This window comes from Crocosphaera sp. XPORK-15E, assembly GCF_034931425.1.
GTDB lineage: Bacteria > Cyanobacteriota > Cyanobacteriia > Cyanobacteriales > Microcystaceae > UHCC-0190.
In genome coordinates this window covers 165,039-184,981 of the sequence record NZ_JAYGHQ010000009.1, presented here as the reverse complement: position 1 = coordinate 184,981, position 19,943 = coordinate 165,039, and the positions used below count along the sequence as shown (strand labels likewise).

Genomic DNA, 19,943 nt, shown 5'->3' with positions numbered 1-19,943 from the left:
CACTAACACCGAAAAGCTAAAAAAATCCGATTTTAAAACCATGAAACCCTGATTCTTTTGTTGAAATTCAGGCAAAAAATCCGATTTTTGGTTCAGGTGAAAGATCTAAATATGTCCAATTACTAAGACGAGGAAATGCTTTAATTAGTCATTATTTAACATAGCTGTTTCCAAATGCTTAATTAATGTGGTTTGGGGTAAGGGGCCTTTTAAATGATGCCAAGGTAAGATTTGCTCGGTTTTCCAGTTATCATAAACATAGAATTCTAAGGTGGGTAATTGTCCTTTTAATTCTTTAAAAGCTCGTTTATAACTACCTAAAGTGTCTCCATAATGTCTGGTTAATTCTAAGAGTTTACATAAACGGCGATCGCCTCTTGAAATTAAAGCTTGAATTACTGACCAATTATAACTTTCAGGACGAAATTCTATGGCTTTTTTCTGTAACTGTTTTTCTAAATATTTAAGCCGTTTTTTGGCTTTTTCATCCACTCCAAACCATTGAAATGGTGTATGAGATTTGGGAACAAAGGTACTGCAACCAAAGGTTAATCTTAAGCCTGGGGCAGCTTTTTTGATAGCATCTAACATCATAATTGTTTGTTCAATATCTGTATCTTCTTCCCCTGGAATTCCTACCATTCCATATAATTTCATGTTGTTTAAACCGCCTAATTTTGCATTAATAGCAGCTTGAATGATTTCTTCATTAGTTAGTTTTTTGTTGATAATTTTCCTGATTTTTTCTGACCCACTTTCAACGGCAATAGTTACCGATCTTGTGCCTCTATTTGCTAAAGTTTGAGCTAATTTTTCTGTTACTGTATTAGTTCTTACGGAGGCAATACTAACACGAATATCATCATATTTAGGTTGAGATAAATAGTCTAACAAGCTTTCAAATTCAGGATGTTGGGTAACAGATGCCCCTAATAAACCGATTCTATTAGTAATAGTTAATCCTTTTTCAATTGCCGGAATTAAAGACTGTTCTAAACTAGCAGTCCGAAAGGGTAAAGTTAGATAACTTGCCAAACAAAAACGACACATTTCTGGACAACTTCTTACCACTTCTACCATATAGATATTTTCCCAAGCAGCTTTTTCTGTGACGACAGTTGAAGCAGATAAAATATTACCCCGATAGGTTTGTTTTTCAATGATATTAGGAATATTATTATCGATAGGTGTAATCGATTTAATTTCTCCATCAAGACTATGATAAGTTACTTCATATAAACTAGGAATATAAATCCCTGGAATAGTAGCTAAATGGCGTAATTTTGTTGCTCTATCTGCATTTCTAACTTCTTGATAAGCTAGAATAAAATCATTGATTAAATTTTCCCCATCCCCCAATAAAATGATATCAAAAAAAACAGCAAACGGTTCAGGATTTGCGGTTAAAACTGGGCCACCACCAAACACTAAAGGATGATTATTATTTCGTTGATTACTGTGAAGGGGAATATCTAAAGATTCAAGTATATTAAGAATATTGACATAATCTAATTCCCAAGAAAAAGAAAAGCCTAACAGTTCAGGATTTCTGGGCAAAGGTTCTTGAATATCTGTAAATAAACGACTCACAGAAATATCCGAATTAGTGGCAAACCTTGCCCAAATAAGTTGATATCCTAAGCTAGTAATTCCCACACTATATTCATTGGGAAAGGCGAAAATAAGGGGAATAGCATCTGAATTAGGAGAAACAGGGTTAAATAATAAACGTTCTTGGTTAAATAGAGTCATCAATAAAATTGTGTGAGGTCTTACTTAAATCTTATGATAACATTTTTTAAGGTTAACCTTATTATAGCAATATAAAATTTGTAGGGGCATGGCATTAGAAAATGATTGACTCCTCTCCTAAATATAAATCCTCTCCCCATGCCCAATCTTTATTTTAAGTCTGTGATCATGATGATTTAATTGTCTAAACCCCATTGATTTTGTTCAACAATTGACAATTGACAATTACCTCTACCTTTTAGGTAGAGGATTGAAAATAAGGAAAATTTTTTTAATTTCTCCCCTTAAAAGAGGAGGTTTTAAACCAAATTAACCAATTGTCAATTGTCAATTGTCAATTGTCCATTGATAAGTACCTAATCAAAATTTTCTCACTATTAAAATCGCCGAAAAAGTCGCAGCAAACCCCCAAAACAAACTCATGAATGTATAGACAAATAAAAGCAAATATTCATTATTGCGTAATAATAGATTATTCTCTAACGAAAAAGAAGAAAAAGTCGTAAACCCACCACAAAAACCCGTTGCCAAAAATAGTCCCAAATAAGGATGAATAGTAAACCGTTCAATTAAACCAATAACAACCCCAATAATTAAACATCCAATCACATTAACCGTCAAAGTTCCCCAAGGAAACATCGTCTCCAATTGCTCATTAATAATTGTACTAATTAAATAGCGAGAACAACTCCCTAAACCCCCACCCAAAAACACTAATAATAACGATATTGTCTGCATTTTGTCTTTGTAACCTCAATTCCCACCATTTTAAGCCGCTAATAACCCAAGATAACCTAAATATTCGCAATCATTCTTTACCTTAGAACAGAGAATATTCTCTTATCCTGGTAGACAGATCGAAACCTCAATTTATGCCACTTAATTAAGGGCAATTATGGCCATGTCTGCCTTCTTACAAGGAATGTTAGGGGCTTCTAGTTTAGCAATAGGAGCATCCGTTGGGGTATACCTGAAACCCAGTCGCACCCTATCAGCGGCCATTATGGCCTTTGGCAGTGGCACATTAATTGCAGCGATCGCCTTTGAAATTGCCCGAAAAGTCTACGAAGAAACAGGATTTTTGCCCCTAACCATCGGCTTTGCTATCGGTGGGGTCTTATTTACTACTTTAAGTCAATATATCGATGAACATGGAGGCTTTCTCCGCAACCCGGCTTCTAGTCGTCGCTATTTACTTGAAAAACAACAAGAACAAACACAAGAACCCAATATACTGCAACGCCTTTCCCAAGTAGAAGTCATCCAGCAACTTCCCGAAACCGAAAAAGAAGCGATCGCCAACCTCGTCACCCCCAGTTATATTAAACCCGGACAAGCCATCTGTCGGGAAGGGGAACCAGGAGATTACTTTTATATGATTGCCCAAGGAGAAGCAGAAGTCATCAAAGGGAAAAAAATCCTCACCGTGTTGGGGCCGGGGGAAATTTTTGGAGAAATGTCCCTGTTAACCGGAGAAAGTCGCTCGGCCACTGTTATCTCCCGCACTCCTATGGAATTGTATCAATTAAATCAAGAGAACTTTGGCCAAGTTTTGACGCTATCGCCTCATTTAGCCTTAGCCTTAAGTCGTACCCTAGCCAGACGACTCCGCCATTCCGTAGACTCCCATATCGCCGCCCAGGAAAATTTAGATCGGTGGCGAGAGCAGTTAATGGAACAAGTGGAACTCGATCGCCTGTTACGAGAAGACACAAATACCCTCAAAAGCTTAGTCAAACGCTCTGCTCCCCTCGCTATTTTGGTGGGAACCCTTTTAGATAATATTCCCGAAGCCACCGTCATTGGCATGAATTCAGGGGCGCAACATTTAGGCTGGTCATTTTTACTAGCCGTCTTTATTTCTAACTTTCCAGAGGCATTAAGCAGTGCTGCTGGCATGAAACAAGCTGGAACCCCAAAAAGCCAAATTCTGCTGCTCTGGTTTGGGGTGGTGCTGCTAAGCGGTATCATCGCCATGCTCGGTTATTATTTACAGGATAATACTTCATTATTGGTGATTGGCACGGCTCAAGCGATCGCCGGAGGAGCCATTTTAGCCATGTTAGCCAGTACCATGATGCCAGAAGCCTACGAATTAGGCGGTAGTTCCGTATCTTATTCGACTATTGCCGGATTTTTATTAGGGTTTTTAATTGCTATGATTTCTAAATAAACAAAATCCTTGGTTAATTTAATTCAAAATCATCCCTATGAATCTCACCCCTGCTGATGTACAATCCATGTTAATTTCTGAAAACCTTGGCGATCGCCTCAAAGGGGTTAATTTATTGCGTCAAATTGACCCAAAATTGGCCTTTACCCTAATTCAACCTTTAGTGACGGATAGCAATGAACGGGTACGCTATGCAGCGGTGAGTCAATTAGATACCCTAGGGAAACAAGATTTAGACATTACTTTACAATTGTTACGCGATCGCCTACAAAATGACACCGAACTCGATGTTAAAGCCGCCGCTGCTGATGTGATTGGTGGACTACAATTAACCGAAGCCTATGATGACTTAAAAGATCTCTATCATCAAACCACTTATTGGTTATTACAATTAAGCATTATTGCTACCTTAGGAGAATTGGGAGAACCCAGAGCCTTAGAATTACTCCAAGAAGCCTTAAAATCTGACAATGATTTAGTGAGAATTTCAGCCGTCGGTGCCTTGGGAGAGTTGGGAAACCCGGAAGCGGTGGCAATTTTAAGTCCATTCGTCAAAGATGAAGATTGGCAAATTCGTTATCGACTGGTTCAAGCTTTAGGAAGATTAGGGGGCGAACAAGCTCAAACCCTGCTTCAAGAATTAACTCAAGATCCCTTTGAACAAGTGGCGAAAGAAGCTCAAGATAATCTTAAGTGACAGCCTTTGCTAACACTTGTGATGTACTCCCGACGCTCATCGAAGCGATAGAGCGCGGGACTCCTGACGAATTAGATGAAGTCCAATCTAATCCATCAATGCACAAAATGTGCTTTTTGTCAAATCGAGTTTTTTTCTGGCAATAAAAATTAACATCAGTCAAAGGACAGTTGAGAAGTTTTTCGGGGGGTTTTTATTGAGTTTTGTTTCTTTTTTCTTGATCTTCCATCAGGGTTAACGAAATAATCAGACTTAAGATGCCATCTCTTAGGACTCATTTTGCAATGCAAATAATCCCCCCATTATGAAAATTCTAGTATAGCGCTTAAATCCCATGAATTCGTTAATAGTTGAGAATTATTAGCAATAAAATATTAATTTTTGTAAAGTTATGTAAAATATAAATAAAGGTAACATCAAAATTTTAAAACTAATTGACCAACAACCAAAAGATTTACTTATCAAAGATGTCTATTTATAATTTATTGTTCAAAATTCAAGGGTCAAAAATTCACATTTTTCGTCATAATTAAAGAGTAAGGTGAAAACTTCACCTTAGTTTATTTTCGTCGATGTTTCGTATACGGGAAGATTATGCAAACAGTTGATAGACAGTCAGGAAACCCAGAAGGCATGGAGGCCCCTAAACACGGCTTACCAGTCACCATTATTACAGGGTTTCTGGGGAGTGGAAAAACAACCCTACTCAATCATATTCTCACCAACCAAGAAGGCATAAAAACGGCTGTTTTGGTCAATGAATTTGGAGAAATTGGCATTGATAATGAACTCATTGTCACCACAGAAGACAACATGGTGGAATTAAACAATGGTTGTGTTTGCTGTACCATTAACGAAGATTTAATTCAAGCTGTCTACAAAATTTTGGAACGCGCTGACAAAATCGATTATCTAGTAGTTGAAACCACAGGATTAGCCGATCCGTTACCTGTTGCACTGACATTTTTAGGCACAGAATTACGAGATATGACGCGACTTGATTCTATTGTTACGATGGTAGATTGTGCCAACTTTAGTCTTGATTTATTTAATTCAGAAGCAGCCCACAGTCAAATTGCTTATGGAGATATTATTGTTCTGAACAAAACTGATTTAGTGGATGAAGGGGATGTAGATGCTTTAGAAATTCGCATCCGAGATATAAAAGAGTCTGCCAGAATTTTACGGACAGAAAAGTCTCAAGTTCCCTTACCTTTAATTCTGAGTGTGGGATTATTTGAATCAGATAAATATTTTGAGACTGAAGAAGAAGAACATAAGCATGAGCATGAACATCACGAGCATGAACATCACGATCATGAACATGAACATCATTCCCATCACTTAGAAAATGATGGCTTTACATCCATTTCTTTCCAGAGTGATAAACCATTTTCAATTCGTAAGTTTCAGTATTTTCTAGATAACCAATTACCGGCGAATGTGTTTCGTGCAAAAGGAATTATGTGGTTTAATGAAAGTCCGAAACGTCATATTTTTCACCTCAGTGGAAAAAGGTTTACTATTGAAGATGACGAATGGAAAGGTAGTCCCAAAAATCAATTAGTCTTGATCGGACAAAATCTGGATGAGGACAAATTATATGAACAGATTGAAAACTGTGTCTCTCTACCATCAACACAACGAGGTAAAGGGTTTGGGAAATAAAATTAATTCCCTAAAATTGTCATAAATTGTTTAAGGGGTGATCAATTTTTACCAAAGCCATTCGGGCTTGAAACACCCCTGTTTTAAAGTTTATCGCCATAGTCAAGTGAGATTGTCTATAAACTCTCTGATGGGAGCAATATTCTCTCACGGATTAGCTTTTTTTCTAACTCCTATCGCCTAAGAGTCGATGCCAATAAACCTATAGTTAATTATGGATAACTATTTCTTGTCTTGGTGAAGCTCTTGGCAAAGAAGTCTTTAAAGGGGACAATAGATTTTAGCTACTATCTAAATTTACCTCAAGTTTGTTTTGTGAATAATATTCGTACTGTTTCTGACACTAAGCGTGAGTTCTACCATTATCATATTCGACCGATTAATTCGGTTTATCGCCGATTTGTCGAAGAATTATTGGTGGAGATGCATTTACTCTCGGTGAATGTTAATTTTCGCTATGATGCTATTTATGCTTTGGGAGTAGTCACATCGTTTGAGCGGTTTATCCAAGGTTATCAGCCAGAAACGGATAAAGGGTCGATTTTTAACGCAATCTGTCAAGCGGTTGGCGGCAATAGCGAACAATATCGTCACGATGCTCAAACCCTATTAAACCAAGGGAAAGAGATGTCTGTTGAAGATTTTACCAATCAAATGGAGGGAGCAGCTAGGGGTGAATCTGGAGACGGGAGCATATTTGGGACATTACAGGCGATCGCCCAAAATCCTCAATTCAAATACAGTCGATTATTTGCGGTGGGTTTATATACGCTCCTAATCGGGATTGATTCAGATTTAGTTAAAAACGAAGAAAATCGGAATCAAATCCTCGATCAAGTCTCTGAAGCGTTCAATTTATCTTCAGAAAAATTTCAAAAAGACCTCGATCTCTATCGCAGTAATCTCGATAAAATGCAACAATTATTAACGGTTATTGAGGAAACCCTAGAAGCTGATCGCAAGAAACGAGAATCAGCAAGTAGTGAGAAACTGAAAGAAATCTCAGACAATAAAGAATCAGCAAGTTAGGCTGTTTAATGCTCAGCTTCACCCTGAAGGGTGGAGCTATCCAATTATGCAAAGGTCAATGTCCATCTTAGCGTAAGTCCGGTAGCACATTGTTAGGTACTTTGTCGTCCTAATTCATAAATACCACAGGCCATGCAAGCCAGCATTCCCATACTAACAGACCAACTTTGACCTAAGCCTAATTCTACTCCCCAATTACAAAATCCACCGATAACTAAAAAAGGAATAATGCTGAATAAAGAAGCATAAAAAGCATTTTGAGACTCTCGCGCTTGACGGGTTCTTTCAAATTCTTCGATAGAAGTATAAAGCGATCGCTCAGCAAAATTAAACCAACGATTTAAGCCTTCAATAACCCATTCTCTCAGAGAAGAAAACCCCAAATAAAGGGAAAAAGACCATAAACAAGCACCAGCAATCATCGCAGTATTGAGGGAAAATCGAAAAGGAATAAAATCAATGACCATAAGTTTTATCAATTGTCAAGCAAAGATTTGTGAATCGTCTATAAATTTTAACAAAACTCTGTCAAAGTAAGCAAAATCAATAATTTTCTGGAATTCCTCAAAACACCCCACCTTGCCTAACTACCAAATTAAAGGCAAAAATGATTATGATGCAACAATTAGCCCAGTTCGGGCTAAATTCAATTGGTGTGAGTGATGTTATGAATCAGTGGTTCAATTTTGTAAGACGGAAACCTAAATCTTGCCGTCCCCAACGTCTTTGGTTACTATTCTTAGGAATGGTTACATTTTTATTACCTGTCAGTCTCAATGGGTGGTTAGAGACTCCCTTACAAGCTCAATATGCACCAGCGACTAATTCCACGAACATTTGGCGATCTGCTTCCTTTCCCGTGGAAAACTTTCAAAGCTATACCTCTGGGTTTGGTTATCGAACTTCTCCTGTCACTGGTCAATCTCAATTTCATCAGGGCTTAGATCTGGCGGCCCCATTAGGTAGTTATGTCCGTAATTGGTGGGAAGGACGGGTGATCAGTTTATCCGATCATACAGCCTGTGGCACCATGATTCAGATTCAATCAGGCCAGTGGACTCACGTCTATTGTCATTTGATGGGATCGGTAGAAGATAGCCCCCAAGGACGTTATTTAATTGATCGAGAGGGGGGAATTGTGTTATGGCAAGGCCAAGATGTTCCTGTGGGTGCTAGAATTGGTCGTGTTGGTATGACCGGCCGCACAACGGGGCCTCATCTTCATTGGGGATTAAAATACGGGGGTCAATATCTTGATCCTGCCTTAGTCTTGCGAGAAATGTTTCGAGGTCAAACGTCCTCTTAAAATTTAGGTTTATCCTCCACTGACAGGAGGAATTAATACTAATTCATCTCCATCTTTGAGGCAGGTATCACCGTCAACAAACTGTAAATTTACTCCAAACCTTGTTAAATCTCGCCATTTTGCTAAGGGGGGATGTTCTCTAACTAACTCATCTAAAACATTGCTTAAGGTTGTTTCTGGGGGAAACTGTCGCCGTAATTCCGGCACACCATAAGCTTCCTGATAAATAGCAAAGAGTTTAATTGTAATGGTAATGAAAGCTTGAGACATAAATTCACCCAAAATAATCCCTAAAAACTGAATAATTGCTTTTTTTGAACTATTAACTTTTCTATCAAAATTGATCCATATTCTGCAAAATATGTCAAGCTAAAAGTAGGATTATAGTTGTTTATCAGGGGGGACTATGGGGAACCAAGTTCACAATCGGGAAGTCCTTAGCCAACCAGATTTAGCTGCTCCTATTTATCAAAAAGTTTTAGTCGCGGTTGATCATGTTGCCGTAAGTACGGAAGTTTTTGGAACGGCTTTAAACTTAGCCAAAGCTCAGGGAAGTGAGTTAATGATTTTTACCACGATTTCTGAACAGACTCCAGGAACGATGGACTTACCCATTTATTCAGAAATGGCCGGTTATGGGGCAATTTATACCCAAGAAATGGTAGAATTAGAGGAAAAATTAAGTCAAGATAATCTAGAAGAATTGCAAACCTGGCTCAAAAGATTAGCACAACAAGGAATTAGTCAAGGCATTAAAACCAAATCGGATTATGCTTATGGAGAACCAGGGCAGCAAATTTGCGCCTTAGCCAAAAAATGGGACGCTGACTTAATTATTATTGGTCGTCGTGGCCGGAGTGGCTTATCAGAGTTATTGTTAGGTAGTGTGAGTAATTATGTGATTCATCACGCACCCTGTTCTATTTTAGTTGTACAACACTAGGACTTACTTACCTAGGAGTAGAGGTAATTTATGAATTACCCCTACAGGCACTAAAAAAAGAGGGTCATCCCCTCTTTATAATAAGGATTGACGGTTGTTTCCTAGTCTTCTGTGGCCGCAACCGCTAATTCTTCATCCGGTTCTAATGCCGAAGGAATATCCTCTAGATTTTCTTCTTGGGGCATTTCTTTGCCTTCTGCCTCAGCTAAGAGCTTCAGACGGTATTTTTCCGCCATTTCTTCTGCTTTCTCAAACACTAAATCCCGATTTTTGAGCATATCACCAGGTTCGGGTTCTAGTTGTTTCGTAGACAGAGAAATACGTCCTCTTTCTGCATCTAAATCAATGATCATCACCTTCAGTTCATCATTGACCCCAAAGACACTGTGAGGAGTATCAATGTGGTCATGGGAAATTTCAGAAATGTGCAGCAGTCCACTCACGCCGCCAATATCGATAAAGGCCCCATAAGGTTTGATACCACGAACGGAACCAATGACCACTTGGCCCACTTCTAACCCGTTCATCTTACGTTCTACCAGCGCACGACGATGACTGAGAACTAAGCGGTTGCGCTCTTCATCCACTTCCAGAAATTTTAAAGGAAGTTCTGTGTTAACTAAGTCTTCTTTCGCCTCACGGGTGCTAATATGAGATCCTGGAATAAAGCCCCGTAATCCTTCAATTCTGACCAAGGCACCGCCTCGGTTAGTGGCAAAGACGAGAGAGCGCACCGTTGCATCTTCTGCCTGTAGTTGACGTACCCGTTCCCAAGCTCGCATATACTCAATGCGACGAATAGAGAGGGTTAGCTGTCCGTCTTCATTTTCATCAGTCAGAATGAAAAATTCCCTAGTTTCATTCGGCTGGAGAACGTCTTTAGGGTCATCAACCCGATTAATTGACATTTCCTGAATGGGAATGTAGGCGGCTGTTTTTGCCCCAATGTCAATTAATGCACCCCTCGGTTCCATACTGAATACTGTCCCAGGAACAACATCCCCAGGACTAAAATGATAATCGTATTTGTCGAGCAGTGCGGCAAAATCTTCGTGAGTGAAACCAATGTCTTTAGTCGCTGTTGTTTTCTGAGTTACCATGTACCTTTGTTTACCTATATCTGATCTCCGATAATTGGCGGTGCCTCCTGTTAATGTACAGTTGCCAATTTTAGGGGGTTCAACCGACTCATTAAACTGAATCAAGTTGGGACCCTAAGCGCATGAAACTGCCACAAGCACTATCCTTCTCACCCTAGGTGACAAGGATAGTCAAAAGAAGATTGAGTTTGTTTTAGTCAATCAGTTTCAGGATACAGATTCTTTATTATAAATTATAGTTGATAAATTGAACATCTTGCACATCATATAATAATTATCTGTCCCGATGAAGCAAGAATCTCCCACTACATTGCCTGGCAATTAGCGGTGAGAGTGTCAACCTAGTAAAAAATATCCACGACACAGAATGTCCCAAACCGAACCAAATCAGCCACCCCATCAAGATGAAGACTTTGAAGCTGCCTTGATGACAGTAGAGCGATCGCTGATAGATCTTCAACAACGCTACAGGGAGACTCAGCAAGCCCAAAAACGTAAACTTGAATTAGAGGAACGTTTAAACGCCGTATCACCAGAATTATTGTCAGAGGTGCAAGAGATAAGAGATGAACTACAACAGTTATCCATAACCTTAGAAAGTAATTTATTGATTGATGGAGAGGTTAAAACCTTGTTTTGGGAAGGGGTACGTCAGGGGATATTAGGAGAGGTTTTTTGGCAAATTTTGCGGTTTGGAGGGTTAGGGGTTTTATTCGGATGGTTATTGAAGACTTGGGCAGGATAAATTACTCTTTCTCGTTCTATTAGAATCGGATTTGTGATCAAAAATTATCTATTTTTGATTAAGAATTAGACAATTTTTTTAAGGCTGCGATCGCGTGTAATTTTACTGATTTTTCTGGATCTTCAGCGAGTTTATTGAGGGCATAAATTGCGCTAGTATTTCCTAATTCTCCTAAAGATACAGCTACGGATTGTTTTATTGTTTTATTGTTAATAACGGCCTTATTTGAAGATAAAAAATCTATTAATATTTGAGTTGCTTGAAGTTTTAAATGCTCATTTTTTTGTATGCCTAATATGGTAATAATTTCTTGGCAAATTTCTAATTCTTCTCTTAATAATGCTTGTTGTAAATAGTTTAAAGCTTGAGGGGTTTCTGTCCAATTTAATGCTTTTATTACTTCTTTTTTTAGCATTAGGGGAGTCAGTTCAGAATTAAGAACCTGAGATAAAATTTCAGTTGCTTCATCATCTTTCATTCTTCCTAATGCGGCAGCAGCTTGTTGACAGACTTCTAAGTTAAGATCATAAAGTAAAGGTTTTAGATATTTAACTAACTCAAATTCTTCCTTAAATTCTGGTTGCATTCCTAGGGCGATAATGGCTTCTTTCCGAACAGAAATAATAGGATCTTTTAATGCTTTTATCAAGACAGGAATTAGTTGAGAATCATGAAAACTTCCCAAAGATTCAATGGCGATCGCTCGAATTTCTGGGTTAGGATCATCTACTATTTTTAAGAGGGGTAAAATGGTTTCTGAATGACGAATTTGTGCTAACGCTTTCACAGCTAATAACTTAGAGGAATCATCCATTAATAATTGTTCTAAGTTGGTAATAGCAACAATTCCCATATTTCCTAATGCTTCTGCTGCCATTGTTAAGAGTTCTTCTTCTTCTGTTGTTTGTAGTAAGTTAACGAAAGAAATTATGATTTTTGTGTCGTTAAATTTTCCTAAAATACGTCCCACAAACCAACGATATTCTGTATCAAATTCTTCATTTTCTAAGATTTTTAATAATGGATCAATGATAGAATTTCCTAATTTTGGCAACAGATTTGCTACTTCCCAACGTTGTTGAAAATCTCCAGTTTCTAGAAGATATAATCCTAATTGAATGGGATCAAATTCTTGGATTTTGGAACTATAAACAGCCGACGTAAATTGTTGTAATGTTAGGTTATTATCCATAGAAAAAGTCGGTTTATAATTCATTGATTTTTAGATTATTTATACTCTCAGAAAAATAATTGCTGAAAAGTTTGGCATAAACTTGAAGAAGATCAAGAAATCAAGAAAAGATTACTTAATACTTTGATTTGCTGCTTTTGTTAAAACATCCTCCATCCAACGATTAATACTTTTACCTTCTTTTGTTGCAGCAATGGTGATTTTTCGGTGAGTTTCTGGAGTTGTCCGAAAATGAAACTTACCAGAAAATGGCTTATCAGGAGATTGCCCTATTTCCTCACAAAATTCTAAATAATCATCAATAGAATTATAAAACTCTTGACGTGCTTCTTCAATAGTTTGTCCTTGAAATGTAATAACATCTTTAATATCAAGAACACGACCAAACAATATACTACTGTCAAGATCGATATCAATATGACCAGTATAGCCCTTGTAAGTTAACATCGTTTGCATTTTTCCTTTTCGTTGAAACGGCACAATTGAACTAGATAAGTAATTAAGTAACATTAAAGTTAAATGATTCATTTAGAAATATCTGGGGATTTTTTTTGAGTAGGAGGAAACTATTGCTAGTTCCCCCAAAAAGTGGACATCATAAATATGGTTTTGTTATCGAGATTCAGGCGTTACACCAGCATTTTCTAAAAAGTCTCGAACGCTTTTAATAGCAGCTTTACAGACTTCTTTTTGTGGATGAGGTTCATGAAATACTGCCCTTTCTCCATTAAGAAAAACCCGCACTCTTGATCCTCTTCCTTGACTGACGGTTGCTCCCAACGCAATTAAAAGATTTTCTATCTCTGTCCAAGTAATATCTGCTCGAACAGGGTTTGTATAGATAGCTTCTAAAGTACGATGCTGTTTGCTGTTTAACCCTTCTGCCATGATTTCTCTAACAGTTGCTTGTACAACAAGTGCCTGCATAAACCCCCAGATTGATGTACCTCCTTAATGGTATCAAAAAATAATACCATTGCCTACAATTAGTACGAATAAACCTTATATAAGGTTTATTCGTACTAATTGTAGGACAAAATACCATTCCCTCTCCTCAAGGGAGTAAGAAATGCAAAAAATACATATTTAAAATGCAAAAAGCGCATTTTAGGTCATGCTTTGTGACATTAGATACAAATTGTCTAGGGTTGAAGGGATTAAATGGGAACAACTTGACCCGATGGAGGTTTTTCCTGTGGTTCAAAGTATTCAACCTCAAACCACCGTATCTTTAAACAAATTTGAAAAATTTAAGGCAGAAAAAGATGGACTAGCGATCAAAGATGAACTGGAATACTTAGCTCAGATCGGTTGGGAAGCCATGGACAAAACCGATCTTGAACATCGCCTTAAATGGCTTGGGGTCTTTTATCGCCCCGTTACCCCCGGCAAGTTCATGTTAAGAATGCGGATGCCTAATGGCATTTTAACCAGTGAACAAATGCGAGTTCTCGGTAACATTGTACAAAGATATGGCGACGATGGAAGTGCTGACATTACCACCAGGCAAAATCTGCAATTAAGGGGTATTCGTTTAGAAGATATTCCCGATATTTTCAGTCGTCTGAAAGCTGTTGAGATGACTTCTGTGCAGTCGGGAATGGACAATGTAAGGAATATTACAGGATCACCTGTTGCGGGGTTAGATCAGGATGAATTAATTGATACCCGTGAGTTAGTTCAAAAAGTGCAAGACATGATTACCAACAACGGCGAAGGTAATTATGATTTTACTAATCTACCCCGTAAATTCAATATTGCCATTGAAGGGGGACGGGATAACTCAGTCCATGCAGAAATTAACGACATTGCCTTTGTCCCTGCCTATAAAAATGGTGAATTAGGGTTTAATGTGGTAGTTGGTGGCTTTTTCTCTGCCAAACGGTGTGAAGCGGCTATTCCTCTTAATGTTTGGGTAACTCCCACAGTAGGCGCAGTAGTAGGTTTATGCCATGCCATTTTAACCGTTTATCGGGAGCATGGCTTAAGAGCAAACCGTCAAAAAGCCCGTTTAATGTGGTTAATTGATGAATGGGGAATTAATAAATTTCGGTCTGAAGTGGAAGCAGAATTAGGTTATGCTTTAGCTACAGAAGCGGAAAAAGATGCCATTGACTGGGAAAAACGAGATCATTTGGGGATCTTCCCTCAAAAACAAACAGGCTTAAATTATGTCGGGTTACATATTCCTGTGGGTCGGTTTTCTGCCCAAGATATGTTAGATTTAGCGAGAATTGCTGAAGTCTATGGCAGTGGAGAGATACGCTTAACCGTTGAGCAAAATGTCATTATTCCTAACATTGCTGAGGACAACTTAGAGACATTTTTAGGGGAACCGATCTTAGAAAAATTTACCATCAACCCAAAACCCTTACAACGGGCCTTAATTTCCTGTACGGGGGCGCAATTTTGTAACTTTGCTTTAGTAGAAACAAAAAACCGCGCTGTTGCTTTGGCTAAGACTTTGGATGAAACCTTAGATATACCCCAAACCGTGCGAATTCATTGGACAGGATGTCCTAACTCCTGCGGACAACCCCAAGTGGCAGATATTGGCTTAATGGGAACTAAAGTCCGCAAAGATGGCAAAACTGTCGAAGGGGTTGACCTGTATATGGGGGGAAAAGTGGGCAAAGATGCTCATTTAGGAACTTGTGTGCAAAAAGGTATTGCCTGTGATGATTTATTACCTGTTTTGTCCAAGATTTTAATCGAGAATTTTGGAGCAAAACCGAAATGAATTTAGAATTTAGAATTCTAAATTGATAAAGGCTTAACGGTTTCGGGTTTAACAGTGTTAAACCCCTACGGGAACAATTAACAACTATTTTCATCGAGAGGAAAATAAATAAATGCTTGGAGAAATGTGGTCACTACGTGGACGGTATAAAATCCTCCACCTAACTTGGTTTGCTTTCTTTCTGTCTTTTGTTGTCTGGTTTAACCTTGCACCTTTGGCAACTCAAGTTAAGGCTGACTTTGGCTTAGAAGAAGGTCAAATCAGAACCCTGGCTATTTGTAACGTTGCTTTGACAGTTCCGGCCCGGATTATTATTGGGATGTTGTTAGATAAATATGGCCCCAGAATCACTTATACTTTGCTGTTAATCTATGCAGCCATTCCCTGTTTAATTTTTGCCACAGCACAGAACTTTAGTCAGTTAGTAATTAGTCGTCTGGCCTTAAGTATTGTGGGTGCAGGGTTTGTCATTGGTATTCGGATGGTAGCAGAATGGTTTCCTCCCAAAGAAATTGGTATCGCCGAAGGAATTTATGGCGGTTGGGGTAACTTTGGCTCTGCGGCGGCGGCCTTTACCTTACCTGCCATCGGCGGTTGGTTGGCTTTTGGTGCCATGACTCCCGCAGGTGTTCCCCTGTTAAACTGGCGAGTTTGTATCGCTGGAACGGGTATTATTGCGGCTCTCTACGGCATTTTTTACTATAACAATGTCAAAGATCATCCCCCTGGAAAAGTCTATCGTAAGCCTAAAAGTGCCAGAGGTATTGAAGTAACTACAAAGCGGGATTTTTGGTTTTTAATGGTGATGAATGCTCCCTTATCTGGCATTCTCATGGTATTAGCTTGGCGGTTGAAGAAAGTCGGGCTTTATGATGTCAATACCATGTCTATTATTTTGGTCTGTTTAGTCGGTTTATATCTGTTCCAAGCTTATAACTGTTGGGTGGTTAATAAAGACTTGATGACGGGCAAAAAACAGTATCCCGCCAAAGATCGTTACAATTTTTCTCAAGTCGCCATCTTAGAGTTAACCTATTTAGTTAATTTTGGCTCAGAATTAGCGGTTGTTTCCATGCTTCCGGCCTTTTTCCAGGGAACCTTTACCCTAACCCCTGCACAAGCGGGAATGATTGCTTCTTGTTATGCTTTCATGAACTTAGCGGCCCGTCCTGGTGGGGGACTAATTTCTGATAAATTAGGTAGCCGTAAGACTACGATGGCTGTCTTAACTTTGGGTATCGGTATTGGTTATCTGATGTTAGGCAGTGTGGGTAGTGGTTGGTGGCTTCCTTTGGCTGTTATCTTAACTATGTGCTGTTCCTTTTTTGTCCAAGCAGGAGAAGGGTCAACCTTTGCCATTGTACCCCTGGTTAAACGTCGTATTACGGGACAAATTGCGGGGAATGTGGGAGCTTATGGAAATGTGGGGGCAGTGGCTTATTTAACCATTTTTAGTCTGTTACCTGAATGGTTAGGGGGAGGAAAAGATCCTAGTCCTGCTATTATTGCTCAAGCAAATACCGCGTTTTTCCAAATAATGGGTATCATGGCAGTAATTGTCGCCTTCTTGTGTTTGTTTGTTCTCAAAGAACCCAACGGCTCATTTGCTGAACACCATGAAGGGGAAGCAGAAGGGGAAGAATTTCATCATGAACCTATTTTAGCTCCTTCTGTTGATTTGATCGCTAGAGGTTAAATTAAGATGTGGGCTTAATAATATTAAGCCCCTACACCGTCAACTAGAAACCGATAACAGACAACGCTATCAAGAGGTATTAACCTCCCCAAGAATTACCCGTCTTTATTTAGATGAATTAGCTAATCTTAATCAAACATCAATTGGTTTAGCAACAGTACAATTAATCACTTTACCCGCAGCAGAAACCATTGATAATACTCGTCAACTAATACAAAGGGTTAGAGAAGAGTTAACCCCCGACCAAAAATCCCAAGAACTCTTACAATTAATAGAAACGATCCTCGTTTATAAATTACCCCGTTTAAGTCGTCAGGAGGTAGAAACTATGTTTAGTCTAGATGAGTTAAAGCAAACTCGATATTTCCAGGATGTGCGTGAAGAAGCAAAACTTGAAAATAAATTAGAGACTGTCCCTCGTCTTTTAGCATTAGGGTTAACTGTTGAACAAATAGCAGAAGCGTTAAAGTTGGATATTGAACAAGTTAGACAAATAGAAAACAGTCAAAAGTAAATGATAAATAGCTTTCATAAAGATACTTCTGACTTCTGACTTCACACTTCTGACTTCAACAAGTGTTCCTGTAACAACCGATGAATAAACCGATAACCCCCACCCACGCGCTGTAATAATAATTGTTCCGTACAATAATCTAAAAAACGGGCATAATTCCAAGGGGTATAACTATTCATGGTTAAAACTAAGCGTAAACTAAAATGTTGTAACACAGCTTGGCTACTGGGAGAAACAATAAAAGAGGCTGATACCATAGCAATTAATGAAGCCCTTAAAAGAACAAATAAGCTTTCATCAATTTGATTTAACCATCCCGACATCATCCATAAACCCAAATATAACCCCCCCCCCAGAATTATTACTAATCCTGTGGTTAAAATAGTGTTACAAATTGAAGCTCGAATACCTTGATTGGGTTGAGTTTTAATCTCTAATTCTCCCCCTTTCAGCCCTAAAATCGGCCCGTAAATCAGCCCAAAAAACAGCCATCCAATCAGCCCGTAAATCAGCCCGTAAATCAGCCCGTAAATCAGCCCGTAAATCAGCCATCCTATCAGCCCTAAAATCAGCCCTACAATCCGCCCTCCTATCAGCCCCGAAATCAGCCCGTATCGCATATTTTTTAAGGTGAATTGTAAGGTTTCTACAGTGTCAATACTATCATTTCCTAGCCCTCCTATCAGTCCGTAAATCAGCCCTCCAATCAGCCCTCCTATCAGTCCGTAAATCAGCCCTCCTATCAGCCATCCAATCAGCCCGTAAATCAGTCCGTAAATCAGCCCTCCTATCAGCCCGTAAATACGTCTTTGCCGCCGACATTCTAAGTCTTTCGGTTGCAATTTCTCAATCAGAAAAATAGTTTGATTATTGCTGTCTAACTGTCTAGCTAACCATTGTAAATAATGGCGAGTTTGCTGCGGTTTCCTCACATATTGTAGATAACTTTTTAAGCTTTGCTGTCGCCGTTTCGGAGAATTTTTAATTTTATTTTGATACATACTTTGCCAATATCCTACATCTTCTAATCTTTCTTGTAGATAAACTTCCATCAAATAAGATATTTTTTTCTGTTGCGTGTTTAAGTTTGAATTGATCCCCCCTTCGCCCCCCTTACCAAGGGGGGTTTTTGATGCTTGTTCGCCCATCTTATCCCCTTTATTAATGGGGGTTTTTAACACTTCATCGCCCATGTTATCCCCCTTACCAATGGGGGTTTTTGATGCTTCATAGCCCCTCTTTTTAAGGGGGGTTGGGGGGATCTTATCATTTGCCAAAACCATAATATCTAAAAATAAAGGAGTTTGTGCCAACTCTCGCCAATCTTCATCACTTTGTATCAATTGCTGAATAGTTAACGCCTTTGTTTCCCGTAAATATTCATTAATTTGCTCATCATTTAAGGGTTGTAAAATGACTGATCCCTTTAAACCAATACGAGTATTTAATAACTCAAATTCTTCAAGGCGACTAGACACAACTAAAGGATTTTTCCAAGTACGAGGTTGCAAAAAATCATTGATTGCATCCACACAAGCTGCTTGTCTATCACTTCTTAATTCATCTAACCCATCCAACAAAGGAATAATTAACTCTTTGTCTAAATATTCTTTTGCTAGTTTCTTGCTTAACCCATGTTGAACATTTAACTCATCAATTAACCAATCTTTTATAGTTGTATAATTACTCGTCCAGGAAGACAAATTAAACAACAAAGGAATGGGATGATTAATATTCTTTTCTGCTCGTTTAGCTAAAGTTTCTGCTAACTTATATAAAACCGTTGATTTGCCTGATCCTGGATTCCCTAAAATCAGTAAACGACCTTGAATATCTTCCTCTCTATCATAGACATTAATAATAGATGTTCCTGATGGTAATAACTCCACTTTTTGATTAACCCGTTTTAACTGCATTGCCGGAATAACTTTTGTTTCGTCTACCTGTTTATTGAGGGTAATATAAACTTGATTGCGTAGAGATTGAGATAATAACCGTGTAGCAGTTTCCTTACTATATTTAATTAACTTATGTTGATTTTCATCTCGTTGGGTTTGGGGTTTATTATCATCAACAGGCTTAGTATTGTGATTAATATTATTAACATACTGAGTAATCTGAGAATCATTAATATTACCTGCACTTACCCCTTTTAAGTCTCTTTCAATGTGAGTATTGTGATTAATATTATTAACATCCCCATTATAATCTCTCTCTGCATGGCCCCCTCCAAAGTTAGCCTCAGAAAAATCATTCGTTGTTTGTTCATTTTTATCTCTACCGATATTATCGCCAGTTCCCGAATGATTCTGCGGCATGACCTCAATTAAGGGTATATTGTGCCTACATGATAGAACATTTTGGGAGATGGGGAGAACTTTATACTTT

18 protein-coding genes and 1 pseudogene are annotated in these 19,943 nt (G+C 38.5%); 10 read left to right on the top strand and 9 right to left on the bottom strand.

Going from position 1 to position 19,943, the window contains the following annotated elements; genetic code table 11:
• Positions 1 to 144: 144 nt before the first annotated feature.
• Together VB691_RS11525 and crcB are read right to left on the bottom strand one after the other, a co-directional pair.
• The gene (locus VB691_RS11525; protein WP_323291633.1) at positions 145 to 1,752 is read right to left on the bottom strand and encodes a radical SAM protein; all 1,608 of its coding nucleotides are present in this window, start codon (positions 1,750 to 1,752) and stop codon (positions 145 to 147) included.
• Positions 1,753 to 2,112: 360 nt separating this feature from the next.
• A complete protein-coding gene (crcB, locus tag VB691_RS11520) occupies positions 2,113 to 2,490 on the bottom strand; it encodes a fluoride efflux transporter CrcB (RefSeq protein WP_323291632.1) in 378 nt (125 codons plus the stop codon).
• A 157-nt stretch (positions 2,491 to 2,647) separates the two neighbouring features.
• On the opposite strand from crcB, the gene VB691_RS11515 reads away from it, so the two are divergent.
• The 4 genes from VB691_RS11515 (at position 2,648) to psb29 (ending at position 7,319) form a co-directional block, all read left to right on the top strand.
• Positions 2,648 to 3,925 (top strand): cyclic nucleotide-binding domain-containing protein, encoded by a 1,278-nt coding sequence (locus tag VB691_RS11515; RefSeq protein WP_323291631.1) that lies wholly within the window; start codon positions 2,648 to 2,650, stop codon positions 3,923 to 3,925.
• 37 nt (positions 3,926 to 3,962) lie between these two features.
• Positions 3,963 to 4,622 carry a phycobilisome degradation protein NblB gene (gene nblB, locus VB691_RS11510; protein WP_323291630.1) on the top strand — a complete coding sequence of 220 codons (660 nt, stop codon included), beginning with the start codon at positions 3,963 to 3,965 and terminating at the stop codon, positions 4,620 to 4,622.
• A 594-nt stretch (positions 4,623 to 5,216) separates the two neighbouring features.
• Positions 5,217 to 6,290, top strand: coding sequence for a GTP-binding protein (locus VB691_RS11505; RefSeq protein WP_323291629.1), 1,074 nt, complete (start codon positions 5,217 to 5,219; stop codon positions 6,288 to 6,290).
• Positions 6,291 to 6,605: 315 nt separating this feature from the next.
• Positions 6,606 to 7,319, top strand: coding sequence for a photosystem II biogenesis protein Psp29 (psb29, locus tag VB691_RS11500; RefSeq protein WP_323291628.1), 714 nt, complete (start codon positions 6,606 to 6,608; stop codon positions 7,317 to 7,319).
• A gap of 92 nt (positions 7,320 to 7,411) precedes the next feature.
• Here the strand turns inward: psb29 and VB691_RS11495 are convergent, their stop codons facing one another.
• Complete coding sequence (locus VB691_RS11495) at positions 7,412 to 7,786, bottom strand: hypothetical protein (RefSeq protein WP_323291627.1); 375 nt, start codon at positions 7,784 to 7,786, stop codon at positions 7,412 to 7,414.
• A gap of 200 nt (positions 7,787 to 7,986) precedes the next feature.
• Here VB691_RS11495 and VB691_RS11490 point away from each other — a divergent pair, with 200 nt between their 5' ends.
• A complete protein-coding gene (locus tag VB691_RS11490) occupies positions 7,987 to 8,625 on the top strand; it encodes a M23 family metallopeptidase (protein ID WP_323291783.1) in 639 nt (212 codons plus the stop codon).
• A 9-nt stretch (positions 8,626 to 8,634) separates the two neighbouring features.
• On the opposite strand, the gene VB691_RS11485 is transcribed toward VB691_RS11490, so the two are convergent.
• Positions 8,635 to 8,895: a MoaD/ThiS family protein gene (locus tag VB691_RS11485; protein WP_323291626.1), complete on the bottom strand. Its 261-nt coding sequence runs from the start codon at positions 8,893 to 8,895 to the stop codon at positions 8,635 to 8,637.
• A gap of 136 nt (positions 8,896 to 9,031) precedes the next feature.
• Between VB691_RS11485 and VB691_RS11480 the strand changes: the two genes are divergently transcribed.
• The gene (locus VB691_RS11480; protein WP_323291625.1) at positions 9,032 to 9,568 is read left to right on the top strand and encodes a universal stress protein; all 537 of its coding nucleotides are present in this window, start codon (positions 9,032 to 9,034) and stop codon (positions 9,566 to 9,568) included.
• Between the two features lie 101 nt (positions 9,569 to 9,669).
• On the opposite strand, the gene VB691_RS11475 is transcribed toward VB691_RS11480, so the two are convergent.
• On the bottom strand, positions 9,670 to 10,668 hold the full coding sequence (locus VB691_RS11475; protein WP_323291624.1) for a 30S ribosomal protein S1: 999 nt from the start codon (positions 10,666 to 10,668) through the stop codon (positions 9,670 to 9,672).
• Between the two features lie 367 nt (positions 10,669 to 11,035).
• Here VB691_RS11475 and VB691_RS11470 point away from each other — a divergent pair, with 367 nt between their 5' ends.
• Positions 11,036 to 11,413 (top strand): hypothetical protein, encoded by a 378-nt coding sequence (locus VB691_RS11470; RefSeq protein ID WP_323291623.1) that lies wholly within the window; start codon positions 11,036 to 11,038, stop codon positions 11,411 to 11,413.
• Between the two features lie 58 nt (positions 11,414 to 11,471).
• Here VB691_RS11470 and VB691_RS11465 read toward each other — a convergent pair whose 3' ends face one another.
• The 3 genes from VB691_RS11465 to VB691_RS11455 form a co-directional block, all read right to left on the bottom strand.
• Entirely contained in the window at positions 11,472 to 12,629 is a 1,158-nt protein-coding gene (locus VB691_RS11465) for a HEAT repeat domain-containing protein (RefSeq protein WP_323291622.1), read from the bottom strand.
• Between the two features lie 87 nt (positions 12,630 to 12,716).
• Positions 12,717 to 13,133 carry a type II toxin-antitoxin system HicB family antitoxin gene (locus VB691_RS11460; protein WP_323291621.1) on the bottom strand — a complete coding sequence of 139 codons (417 nt, stop codon included), beginning with the start codon at positions 13,131 to 13,133 and terminating at the stop codon, positions 12,717 to 12,719.
• An 84-nt stretch (positions 13,134 to 13,217) separates the two neighbouring features.
• Positions 13,218 to 13,532, bottom strand: a complete 315-nt coding sequence (locus VB691_RS11455; protein ID WP_323291620.1) for a type II toxin-antitoxin system HicA family toxin — start codon at positions 13,530 to 13,532, stop codon at positions 13,218 to 13,220.
• 253 nt (positions 13,533 to 13,785) lie between these two features.
• On the opposite strand from VB691_RS11455, the gene VB691_RS11450 reads away from it, so the two are divergent.
• From VB691_RS11450 to VB691_RS11440, 3 genes and pseudogenes are all read left to right on the top strand, one after another.
• Positions 13,786 to 15,345, top strand: coding sequence for a ferredoxin--nitrite reductase (locus VB691_RS11450; RefSeq protein WP_416245040.1), 1,560 nt, complete (start codon positions 13,786 to 13,788; stop codon positions 15,343 to 15,345).
• A 112-nt stretch (positions 15,346 to 15,457) separates the two neighbouring features.
• Complete coding sequence (locus VB691_RS11445; RefSeq protein WP_323291619.1) at positions 15,458 to 17,041, top strand: MFS transporter; 1,584 nt, start codon at positions 15,458 to 15,460, stop codon at positions 17,039 to 17,041.
• A 40-nt stretch (positions 17,042 to 17,081) separates the two neighbouring features.
• A pseudogene (locus VB691_RS11440) lies at positions 17,082 to 17,555 on the top strand (Rpn family recombination-promoting nuclease/putative transposase); the annotation flags it as partial.
• A 41-nt stretch (positions 17,556 to 17,596) separates the two neighbouring features.
• Here VB691_RS11440 and VB691_RS11435 read toward each other — a convergent pair.
• On the bottom strand, positions 17,597 to 19,873 hold the full coding sequence (locus VB691_RS11435) for an NACHT domain-containing protein (RefSeq protein ID WP_323291618.1): 2,277 nt from the start codon (positions 19,871 to 19,873) through the stop codon (positions 17,597 to 17,599).
• Positions 19,874 to 19,943 lie beyond the last annotated feature (70 nt).

What these genes read in the sequence shown, in the direction of transcription:
- VB691_RS11525 (WP_323291633.1), bottom strand. Translation starts at nt 1,752, where the DNA reads ATGACTCTATTTAACCAAGAACGTTTATTATTTAACCCTGTTTCTCCT.
- crcB (WP_323291632.1), bottom strand. Translation starts at nt 2,490, where the DNA reads ATGCAGACAATATCGTTATTATTAGTGTTTTTGGGTGGGGGTTTAGGG.
- VB691_RS11515 (WP_323291631.1), top strand. Translation starts at nt 2,648, where the DNA reads ATGGCCATGTCTGCCTTCTTACAAGGAATGTTAGGGGCTTCTAGTTTA.
- nblB (WP_323291630.1), top strand. Translation starts at nt 3,963, where the DNA reads ATGAATCTCACCCCTGCTGATGTACAATCCATGTTAATTTCTGAAAAC.
- VB691_RS11505 (WP_323291629.1), top strand. Translation starts at nt 5,217, where the DNA reads ATGCAAACAGTTGATAGACAGTCAGGAAACCCAGAAGGCATGGAGGCC.
- VB691_RS11495 (WP_323291627.1), bottom strand. Translation starts at nt 7,786, where the DNA reads ATGGTCATTGATTTTATTCCTTTTCGATTTTCCCTCAATACTGCGATG.
- VB691_RS11490 (WP_323291783.1), top strand. Translation starts at nt 7,987, where the DNA reads ATGAATCAGTGGTTCAATTTTGTAAGACGGAAACCTAAATCTTGCCGT.
- VB691_RS11485 (WP_323291626.1), bottom strand. Translation starts at nt 8,895, where the DNA reads ATGTCTCAAGCTTTCATTACCATTACAATTAAACTCTTTGCTATTTAT.
- VB691_RS11480 (WP_323291625.1), top strand. Translation starts at nt 9,032, where the DNA reads ATGGGGAACCAAGTTCACAATCGGGAAGTCCTTAGCCAACCAGATTTA.
- VB691_RS11475 (WP_323291624.1), bottom strand. Translation starts at nt 10,668, where the DNA reads ATGGTAACTCAGAAAACAACAGCGACTAAAGACATTGGTTTCACTCAC.
- VB691_RS11470 (WP_323291623.1), top strand. Translation starts at nt 11,036, where the DNA reads ATGTCCCAAACCGAACCAAATCAGCCACCCCATCAAGATGAAGACTTT.
- VB691_RS11465 (WP_323291622.1), bottom strand. Translation starts at nt 12,629, where the DNA reads ATGAATTATAAACCGACTTTTTCTATGGATAATAACCTAACATTACAA.
- VB691_RS11460 (WP_323291621.1), bottom strand. Translation starts at nt 13,133, where the DNA reads ATGAATCATTTAACTTTAATGTTACTTAATTACTTATCTAGTTCAATT.
- VB691_RS11455 (WP_323291620.1), bottom strand. Translation starts at nt 13,532, where the DNA reads ATGCAGGCACTTGTTGTACAAGCAACTGTTAGAGAAATCATGGCAGAA.
- VB691_RS11450 (WP_416245040.1), top strand. Translation starts at nt 13,786, where the DNA reads ATGGAGGTTTTTCCTGTGGTTCAAAGTATTCAACCTCAAACCACCGTA.
- VB691_RS11445 (WP_323291619.1), top strand. Translation starts at nt 15,458, where the DNA reads ATGCTTGGAGAAATGTGGTCACTACGTGGACGGTATAAAATCCTCCAC.
- VB691_RS11435 (WP_323291618.1), bottom strand. Translation starts at nt 19,873, where the DNA reads ATGCCGCAGAATCATTCGGGAACTGGCGATAATATCGGTAGAGATAAA.